This window comes from Roseovarius sp. MBR-51, from assembly GCF_053628575.1.
On record NZ_JBRJGQ010000021.1, the window covers coordinates 25,946 to 34,088 of the forward strand.

General features: G+C 54.4%; 8 protein-coding genes and 1 pseudogene. 2 read left to right on the forward strand and 7 right to left on the reverse strand.

What is annotated here, in order from left to right:
• The first annotated feature begins 24 nt into the window (after nt 1–24).
• Together ACSSVY_RS20380 and ACSSVY_RS20385 are read left to right on the forward strand one after the other, a co-directional pair.
• Nucleotides 25–837: a CpsD/CapB family tyrosine-protein kinase gene (locus ACSSVY_RS20380; protein WP_454271679.1), complete on the forward strand. Its 813-nt coding sequence runs from the start codon at nt 25–27 to the stop codon at nt 835–837.
• Entirely contained in the window at nt 837–1,724 is an 888-nt protein-coding gene (locus tag ACSSVY_RS20385; protein ID WP_454271690.1) for a glycosyltransferase family 2 protein, read from the forward strand. Before ACSSVY_RS20380 ends, ACSSVY_RS20385 begins: the two co-directional genes overlap by 1 nt.
• A 58-nt stretch (nt 1,725–1,782) precedes the next feature.
• Here the strand turns inward: ACSSVY_RS20385 and ACSSVY_RS20390 are convergent, their stop codons facing one another.
• The 7 genes and pseudogenes from ACSSVY_RS20390 to ACSSVY_RS20420 form a co-directional block, all read right to left on the reverse strand.
• The gene (locus ACSSVY_RS20390) at nt 1,783–2,565 is read right to left on the reverse strand and encodes a VPLPA-CTERM sorting domain-containing protein (protein WP_454271681.1); all 783 of its coding nucleotides are present in this window, start codon (nt 2,563–2,565) and stop codon (nt 1,783–1,785) included.
• 313 nt (nt 2,566–2,878) lie between these two features.
• The gene (locus tag ACSSVY_RS20395; protein ID WP_454271683.1) at nt 2,879–3,166 is read right to left on the reverse strand and encodes a VPLPA-CTERM sorting domain-containing protein; all 288 of its coding nucleotides are present in this window, start codon (nt 3,164–3,166) and stop codon (nt 2,879–2,881) included.
• Complete coding sequence (locus tag ACSSVY_RS20400) at nt 3,126–3,524, reverse strand: hypothetical protein (RefSeq protein ID WP_454271685.1); 399 nt, start codon at nt 3,522–3,524, stop codon at nt 3,126–3,128. Before ACSSVY_RS20400 ends, ACSSVY_RS20395 begins: the two co-directional genes overlap by 41 nt.
• A 326-nt stretch (nt 3,525–3,850) precedes the next feature.
• Nucleotides 3,851–5,419, reverse strand: a complete 1,569-nt coding sequence (locus ACSSVY_RS20405; protein WP_454271686.1) for a hypothetical protein — start codon at nt 5,417–5,419, stop codon at nt 3,851–3,853.
• A gap of 150 nt (nt 5,420–5,569) precedes the next feature.
• Nucleotides 5,570–5,746: pseudogene (locus ACSSVY_RS20410) on the reverse strand (IS3 family transposase); the annotation flags it as partial.
• A gap of 407 nt (nt 5,747–6,153) precedes the next feature.
• On the reverse strand, nt 6,154–6,585 hold the full coding sequence (locus ACSSVY_RS20415) for a response regulator (RefSeq protein ID WP_454271688.1): 432 nt from the start codon (nt 6,583–6,585) through the stop codon (nt 6,154–6,156).
• Nucleotides 6,586–6,854: 269 nt separating this feature from the next.
• Nucleotides 6,855–7,850: a response regulator gene (locus tag ACSSVY_RS20420; RefSeq protein WP_454271689.1), complete on the reverse strand. Its 996-nt coding sequence runs from the start codon at nt 7,848–7,850 to the stop codon at nt 6,855–6,857.
• Between the last annotated feature and the right edge of the window lie 293 nt (nt 7,851–8,143).

An 8,143-nucleotide genomic window follows, 5' to 3' on the forward strand; every position in this document is an offset into this window, starting at 1 on the left:
ACAACGATATCAGGAGCGCTTGAGATGGAACGCATTCAGGAAGCCCTGGCCAAGGCGCGCGCACAGCGCCAGCAGGGCAACGCCACCCGCACGGAACATGCCCCCCCACCCAAAGCCAACCAATCGGTTGATGAAGCTTGGGCGGCCCTCGCGCCCTTCAAGCTCAATCGTGCCCTGCTCAAGAGTCGTCGGGTGGTTGCCGCTGAAGCGGGGCGCGATGCAGCCCCCTATGATCTCTTGCGCACCAAGATCATCCATCAGGCCCAGAGCAATGGTTGGCGCCGGATAGCGATCGTCTCACCCGATATGGGAGCTGGAAAAACGACCACTTTGTCCAATCTGGCGTTCAGCTTCGAGCGCCAGCGCGATATGCGTGTACTCTGCATCGATCTCGATCTGCGCCGCCCGTCGCTTCACAAATCTCTGGGACAAAAGAGCGATCATTCCATGAGCGATGTGCTGAATGGTCATGTACGATTTGCCGAACACGGGCTGCGCCTAGGGGAACGGGTGGCATTTGGCTTCAATAATGGCCCGGCAGCCAATCCTTCTGAACTTCTACTGAGCCAGGCAGCGCGCGATGCTCTGGAAGGGATAGAACAAGACTATGCCCCCAGTCTGATGCTTTTCGACATTTCGCCACTCAATGCCAGCGACGACAACATCGCCTTTCTCCAGAATGTCGATTGCGCAGTCATCATCGTCGCTGCGGAATCCACCTCAATGAAGCGGATCGACCAAGCTGAACGGCAAGTGGCGGAGTTGACCAATGTGATGGGCATCGTGCTGAACAAATGCCGCTATATCAGCGACACTGAAGGATATGATTACTATTGATGGGAGACTCCGGGATACAAAAAGCGATCCCCGAGATCGCGATCATTATCCCACATTACAATGATGTGGTGCGTCTGGAGCGTTGCCTGTTTGCCTTGATAGAAAATGATCTCTCAGATTGCGAAGTCCTGGTGGTGGATAATGGCTCTCCCCAGCCACTGACGGAAACACGGGCGAAATTCCCCAGCATCCGCTTTGTCATTGAAACTGAGAAAGGCGCTGCTGCGGCCCGCAACAGGGGCGTGCAAGAAACCAGCGCGCCACGCCTGATGTTTATTGACGCTGATTGTCTGCCGGCCCCCGACTGGGTGACGGTTGGGCGCAAGGTCGCGGACCGAGCCGATCTGATAGGCGGGCGGGTTGAGGTCTTTGACGAAACCCCACCGCCGCGCAGCGGGGCCGAAGCCTTTGAGACCGTCTTCGCCTTCGATTTTCGTCATTACATTGAGGTGCAAGGCTTTTCCGGGACTGGCAACCTGATTACCCGGCGGGACGTGTTCGAGGATGTGGGCCCTTTTCGCGGTGGGGTATCTGAGGACCGCGACTGGTCGTTCCGCGCCACCGCCAAGGGATATCGGCTAATCTACGCGGACGCGCTACGCGTGGGGCACCCCTCACGACAAGACTGGCCCGCACTGCGCGGCAAATGGCGGCGCATCATGCAGGAGATGTTCGGACAGACCGGGGGAAGCATAAGGGCCCGTATAAAATGGGCACTCAAGGGATTGGCCATGCCACTCAGTATTCTGATGCATTTTCCCAAAGTGTTGACCAGCCCAAAGCTCGCAGGACCTGCGGACCGGTGGCGCGCCATCGTCACCCTCATCCGCCTGCGGCTCCTGCGCATGGTCTGGATGCTGCGACAGGCCATGGGGCTGGAGATCTGAACAAAAAAAAGGGCCGCATGGCGCGGCCCTCTCTTCGAAACATAGCCCGTAGCTTGCGTTACGCAGTCTTGCGACGACGACGCAAGACGCCCAGACCGCCAAGACCCGCGATCATCAGCCAGCCTGCGGCCGGTAGCGGAACTGGCGCGACAGCCGTGATGTTGGCATAAATGCCAAGCGAGGATTCGCCGTTCTCCGGATTGTACCAGTCATTGCCGGACAGCGTACCCGCACTGCCAGAGAGCAGGGCGGTCGAGAACCCGTTCAGCGTTAGACCGTCACCGAGAGCGAGCGGAAGGCCAAAACCGAAGTCGAACGCGCCCAGCGAGAGCACGATATCGTCGCCGTCCGGGTTGCCGGTGTTGGTGATATCGAACGACAAGGCCTGCTGCCCGGCCTGAACACTAGGCGAGGAGAACAGCAAATCAATCGTTGCCGTAGCGGTGAACATGTCCGGCGTCACGTTTGCAGGAGAAGATGCGTTGTTCCAAGTCAAGCTACCGACGAGGTAGTTACCTGTTCCGATCGGCACCGGGCCGACGTTGATGTCCGTGTCATTGATGGTAAGTGAGCTACGGGCTGGATTGGAATTATTATTTCCAGTCGTATCACCTGGCCACGCTATGGTGGGACCACTGATGCTCGCACCTTCAACACCTGTATTGGAGCCAAAGAAACAGAACAATGGATTCGCGGTACACGTAAACCCAGCGTCTTCCGAGGTGAATACGCCGCTGCTTTCACCAGTCAGCGTCGCTGCAGACGCTCCTGTTGCCATACCTGCAGCGATTGTGGCAGCTAATAGCCATTTTTTTAAGTTCATTTCACTTCCCTTTCCCATAAAATATTCCTACTCAATCGTACTCTAAAAACTGACTTCACAAAAGTGTAATTTCCCAATTCTACCACATTCTTGCCTTAATTGAGATATCTTGAATTGCTGGGCTACAGCCTAAAGTTGAACTCGCTAGGAAGTATTTTCGCATTATTACCAATCCAAAGCTTTTGACCCGAATTGTTTCCATAAAGAGAACAGTTCTTCCAGCCCCTAAACACCGTCGCCGAATCGGGTGCTTGCCGCCTTCATCACAAAATAAAAGGGCCGCGATGCGGCCCTTTACGTGACAATTATCCGTCATCCATAGACAGTGGCATCAGCCTACCTGCTTGCGCCGACGTAGTGCCGCAAGCCCGCCAAGCGCACCAACCAGCAGAAAACCTGCTGCCGGAAGCGGCACGGCACTCACGCTAATCGCATCCACATCAAACCCGCCCGTAGCAGCCTGCGTTGAAAGGTTGCTGGGATTGCCACCAAACAATGCCAAAGTCAGGTCGGTCAGCCGCACGGTGTCAAAAATCCCGTCAAACGTGAAGACCGGGTTGCCGAAAGTTTCCGTGTTTTTAAAGGGGGCGGGCTGTGCGGTGACAAAAAGTGCTCTCATCACCCTTTATGCCCACCTCGATCCGAACCGCTTCTTTCCAGTTCGGGTCATTGTTAAGCGTGATCTCGATCAAGGAGCCCGGCCCAAAGAACCGCTGACCCGTTGGGTTACCAAACTGGAATTCCACCACAGCATCGTAACCCAGTTCGAAGAACGCTCCATCCGCTGCGCCAAATGCATTCGAGATTTCATCGCGATTATTTGCGGTGCCACGCGGTCCGTCCACAATGATGTCCGCCGATGTTGCATGTATTGTTGCCGCATCGGCATTTGTCGGCGTCAAAGTCAAAGCCGCCGTGATGACAAGCACGCCAACGCCAGTCTTGCTCAGAATGTTACTCACCAGCCCCATAGCCAATCTCCCACACTAAATTGGTCTTATCATCACGTATACCTGAGGCAGACGGCTCTGCATATAGGCGTAATCAGTTTACAGCCATATTTTTGACGTATTTCAATTATTTAGAATAACTAAAAAACAATCTCAGGTTGCATTTCCCACAAAAAGTTTCCATGTAGTGATTAGTTCTCACCGGCAATCGGCATTGTCGCCAAATTGCGAATTGTCAGCCAGCCTCAGATATCTCTTCACCCCATCACCGCACCGCTGCGAACATCGTTGAACACGGCCCTGATTCCTCCTTATCCAGAAGCGCCCGCCACAAACGGAGCGGCCCAATCCGTCTAGTCCCCCGCATTCCCCGGCCCAGTCCGCATGACGATGCGGGGGGCTGCATCCGACGGGCGCTCGATCATATGGCGTATCGACACGGCACCAGCCTCTGTGATCTTCTGCCCCACGGCATCAAAACGCATGGTTCCCTCCAATGCCGCCCGGTCCCAGCCCTTTAGCGCCCCAGCGGCATCATAGCGGTACTCGTCGCGCCAGTCCGCTTGTGGAAAGAGAACAGGGTCGGCATAGCCGCCTTGCGGCACCCGGCGATCAAGACTCTCGATTCGCATATCCCCATCCGGGCCAAGACCATAACGGCGCGTCTCATGCTGTGGCAACAGGATCGAAATCAGGCCGGGCGCGCTGTCCTGCGCGCCACTTCGTGCAAAGACACCAACATCCACCCGGTTTGAGAGGATATCAGGGTGTCCCGGCACCGGGCGCGGCAATTGCCAGTCCACAGTGATACGCGCGCGCAAGCCGCGCGTATCCAGCGGCTCAATCCGGGTTCGCGCCGGGTCGCCGCGCAGCACCTGCCAAACAAAGTCCAGCGCGCGTCCCTTCGAATCGCGCGTTGCCTCAACTGAGACGACCATGCTGCGCCGATAGGCATGGCTGCGCCAGAGGCGGGCAATAGCAGTTGGCGTATCAAAAAGCCGCTCACTCAACCCTTCACCGAAGTAATCGACGCCCTCGACAGCATCATCTTCGGACAGAACGGCAAGCCGCACCATTGGCGGCACAGTCTCGGGCGTCAGCGCATTGGCCAGTTGCACCATGCGCATCAGATTTATCTGATCTTTGGGGATCACCGAGGGATGCGCCAGCCCCGTCAGATAAGCCGCCCGGCTGCGCACCGACGTGAGACTACGACGAAAGACCATCTGCACGGTCGGGGCCAGAAGCTGATTTTGGTGCAGAAACGCCTTGGTCTCGGGTTGAAACGCTGCGAAAATCATGGCCAGCGCCTCAAGATGCGGCTGATCAGAGCCCGATGAGCCTTGCGAAATCAGGAAATAAGGAGTGTTGGCCGGGATCAGGTCGCCATGTTCCGGGTCATGATCTCGGTGCTCTGGGTAGACGTGTATCTGCCCCGCCAGGTAATTCTGGTATAAGAACAAAGGGCCGTTATCACGGGTGAGCGCCATCCGCGGCAAGGACCGCCAGAGCGGTCCATGCTTGACCGCAGTGGACGAATTCCCAATGAGCGGAACAGCAAAGATCACTGGCCCAGCCAGCCCGTAATCGAGCTCCAGTTTGCGTGCCTCATCGTCATAGGCCACATGCGTCAACTGTGGATGCGCCTCAGCCGGCAATCGCGAATGGCCACGATCACGGTTTTCATAAAGATCACCGTGATTGCCAGCCGCTCTCCCCTCAAAGTCCAACTGCCAGAGCAGACGATGGCCCGCGTCACGTCCGGCGGCCCCGAGCACCGGGGCGCTGGCCTCAGGCACGCTTACCCGCGCCAGAAGCCGCCCTCCAGGTCCAAAGCGCAAGAGTTCCGACAACCGCACGAGGATCCTGCCATCTTTGGCCAGTACCGGATCGCCGTCGGGCAGCCCTTTGATCTGAGACATCGCGGCCCCGGGCATAAGCCCCAGCCCAGCCAGATATCGAAGCAGTTTGCGGCGAGAGAAGTTAAAGGGCATGACAATAGAATATCCAGCAGCAGAAATTGCGACCCGAAGGCAGCTCTAAGCATCCTGACCGGAAACCTTGTCATCACGCAAGCTCTCGGCAATGCCCTTGCGTCGACAAAGTACAGAAATGCTTTCCTCTCCGCGCAATCCAGCCAAACCAATGCGGATCTTCTCTTCCGCTGAATAGGTCGGGCGGGTCTTGAGGCGGATGTCCTTCACGACCTGCTCGGCGGGGGCCTTCGTCGTCACGGGTTTCTTAATCATCTTCAACTCCAACTGGGGTAAAGATGAGCCGCAAACCCTCCGCTATGCAATCACGCTAAACTGTTCCATGGGCGCTGATGGCGGACAGTCTCGCACCTTCACTCCACGTTTGAAGGCTCTGCAGTTGTCCGTCAGTAAACTGACTTAGATTTGGTATTTGAGATGTTGATGGGGCGGTGCGCCCACTTGTAATACCATCGTTACAAGAATCTCTTATGGCGCGTGTATCAGGCCTCCAAGGGTGAAATGGCATCGATATTAACGGCGTGAACAGAGATATCTACAAAACGAACAATCATCGAATACATCGAGAAGTCCTACACACCGAAACGCACTCACACGAACAACGGCATGTTGTCGCCTGTTGACTTCGAACTCAGACAGCAGAAACTCAAGGAAGAGGATGTCTAGGAAACTAGGGGCACCTCGCCCAGCCTAACGTTCTCCGATTCCGAACCAGTGTAAGCCTGCCAGAGTGCATGGATGTGATCGGCAAGTTCTACCGGATCAAAAGGCTTAGCTATTACAGCCAAAGCACCATTGCGGCGAAGGCTGTTTGAAAAGTCTCCGTTAACCCTCGCCGTCATGAAGACGACGGGCACCTCACTTAAGCCGGGCAGGCTACGTAGCTCGCGAAGCGTCTCTTTGCCATCCATGTCTGGCATCATGTAATCCAAAAGGAAAAGGTCTGGGCCAAATGCTTCCGCTTCTTCAGTCGCCTGTTTGCCAGAAGCACATTGCAGAAGGTCAAATTGACCAATTAACTTCAGCGCAATGTCGGCTATGGTTCGAATGTCTTCGTCATCATCTACATGAAGTATCCGCCGCAACTCTCTCATTACATCATCCTCATAATATATCCATCTTCAGCTAAACCTGAAAACAGGTTGCATGGTAAATCTTTAATTTTCAATTATTTATCTCCATCAGAAAACTGAATTGATCTCGTGAATGGCACCACCCGAAGGCATCAATTCATACAGCTCTTCCATGTTTCTGGAATGTACCGATACTTGGTCTGTTCTTTGAGCAAGCAGTTAATTTCGACTGACGTGAGCAGGTAGGAAGTCTCAGTGCGCCGAGCGAATTCAGTTTGTGATGACACATCTTACCGTCCTTTCTTAGCGAGGGCTTTCTCAAAAATTCTCTCTTCAATGTCGTCGACGAGCGGCAAATCAAGCGCAAGCGCATCTGGATTGATTGAATGCTCGCCCCGCACATCGTGTGTTGTCGTATTCGAGGACGCTGGACGCGGTCTGGAAATGTTCGAAATCCTCAGTTTCAGTGCCTTTGATCCAGTCGATAGAGCTTGAGACAGTCCAAGGTTGACTCGATTTTGCATTTTCTCTGCGGTCTCGCCGGCGTGCCCTGAGCTGTGGTTACTCAAGCATATAATAAATCGTCCTCTACCGAGGTAAGAAAAAAGGATCTGGTCTCCACTCGCCGCCTCAGAGAGAAGGCTGCTTACTTGGTGCAGATGTCGCTTCAACTCCGTATAATCGGACTGACTAAGAAGCGTTCCAAAATCTTTGATTTGAACGCGGTATAGATTCGGCGTTTCATCTCGAGAGCGCAGTTCAGATAATCTTTTCTGGAGACAGGCGAACTCCACCATCCCCTTGATTTTAGGAAACCAGACGGGTTTTGTTGGGGTGCTATCATGCAAGAGATAGTTGCGGCGAGGAGGCATCTCAGAACCGCCTTTTGGGGCTTTAGTTCTGTTGATAAATTCAACGAGCAACATCGCAGTCTTTATGCGCCCCACCAGTTCGTTGTGATCAAGGGGTTTGCGCAAAAAGTCAGTAGCACCCGCGCTAAACGCGCGCGACATGAGCGTGCTATCACGCTGCGAGGTTACCATAATGATCGGCGCCAGTTTGCTGTCGGCTCGCATGCGTAAAATATGACAAAGATCAATGCCGTCAGAATGACCCAGAACGATATCCAACAGAAAGCAATCAAAAGGTGACGACCCTTGGTCAAGCAGAGACAGCGCCTCCTCGGCGCTGTGAGCTACTGTAACATCGCGTAGGCCAAGCTCAGCGAGTTTCGTCACTACCAGCTTTGCAAAGACTACGTCGTCATCAACAAGAAGAGTTCGCATTGTCGAAGCTCGCCATAAGTAGGTAAAGATCCCTTATTCCACTAAGGGTTAGTAAAACAGGATCGTGGCATTTTATTGGCAAATGGCCGTCTGATCACCTAGGTGGCTGAGAAAACGCTTCTTTGAATGCAAAACAAAATTTTGAGTTTGCGGTGATGGTTTGGCGCAAAATTGGCAAAACTGTGAACTTAGATAAGTGGGCACCTCGATTTTTGACTGTTTTCTCGACTATGGAGCAGTTGGCGCAGCCTGAAGGGCTTGGAAGGCCGTCAGTTGACGGGTTGTTGCGTCGG

Excerpts from the sequence above, each read along its gene's own strand:
- ACSSVY_RS20405 (WP_454271686.1), bottom strand. The coding sequence starts at position 5,419 with ATGTCTCAGATCAAAGGGCTGCCCGACGGCGATCCGGTACTGGCCAAA.
- ACSSVY_RS20380 (WP_454271679.1), top strand. The coding sequence starts at position 25 with ATGGAACGCATTCAGGAAGCCCTGGCCAAGGCGCGCGCACAGCGCCAG.
- ACSSVY_RS20390 (WP_454271681.1), bottom strand. The coding sequence starts at position 2,565 with ATGGGAAAGGGAAGTGAAATGAACTTAAAAAAATGGCTATTAGCTGCC.
- ACSSVY_RS20420 (WP_454271689.1), bottom strand. The coding sequence starts at position 7,850 with ATGCGAACTCTTCTTGTTGATGACGACGTAGTCTTTGCAAAGCTGGTA.
- ACSSVY_RS20385 (WP_454271690.1), top strand. The coding sequence starts at position 837 with ATGGGAGACTCCGGGATACAAAAAGCGATCCCCGAGATCGCGATCATT.
- ACSSVY_RS20415 (WP_454271688.1), bottom strand. The coding sequence starts at position 6,585 with ATGAGAGAGTTGCGGCGGATACTTCATGTAGATGATGACGAAGACATT.
- ACSSVY_RS20395 (WP_454271683.1), bottom strand. The coding sequence starts at position 3,166 with ATGAGAGCACTTTTTGTCACCGCACAGCCCGCCCCCTTTAAAAACACG.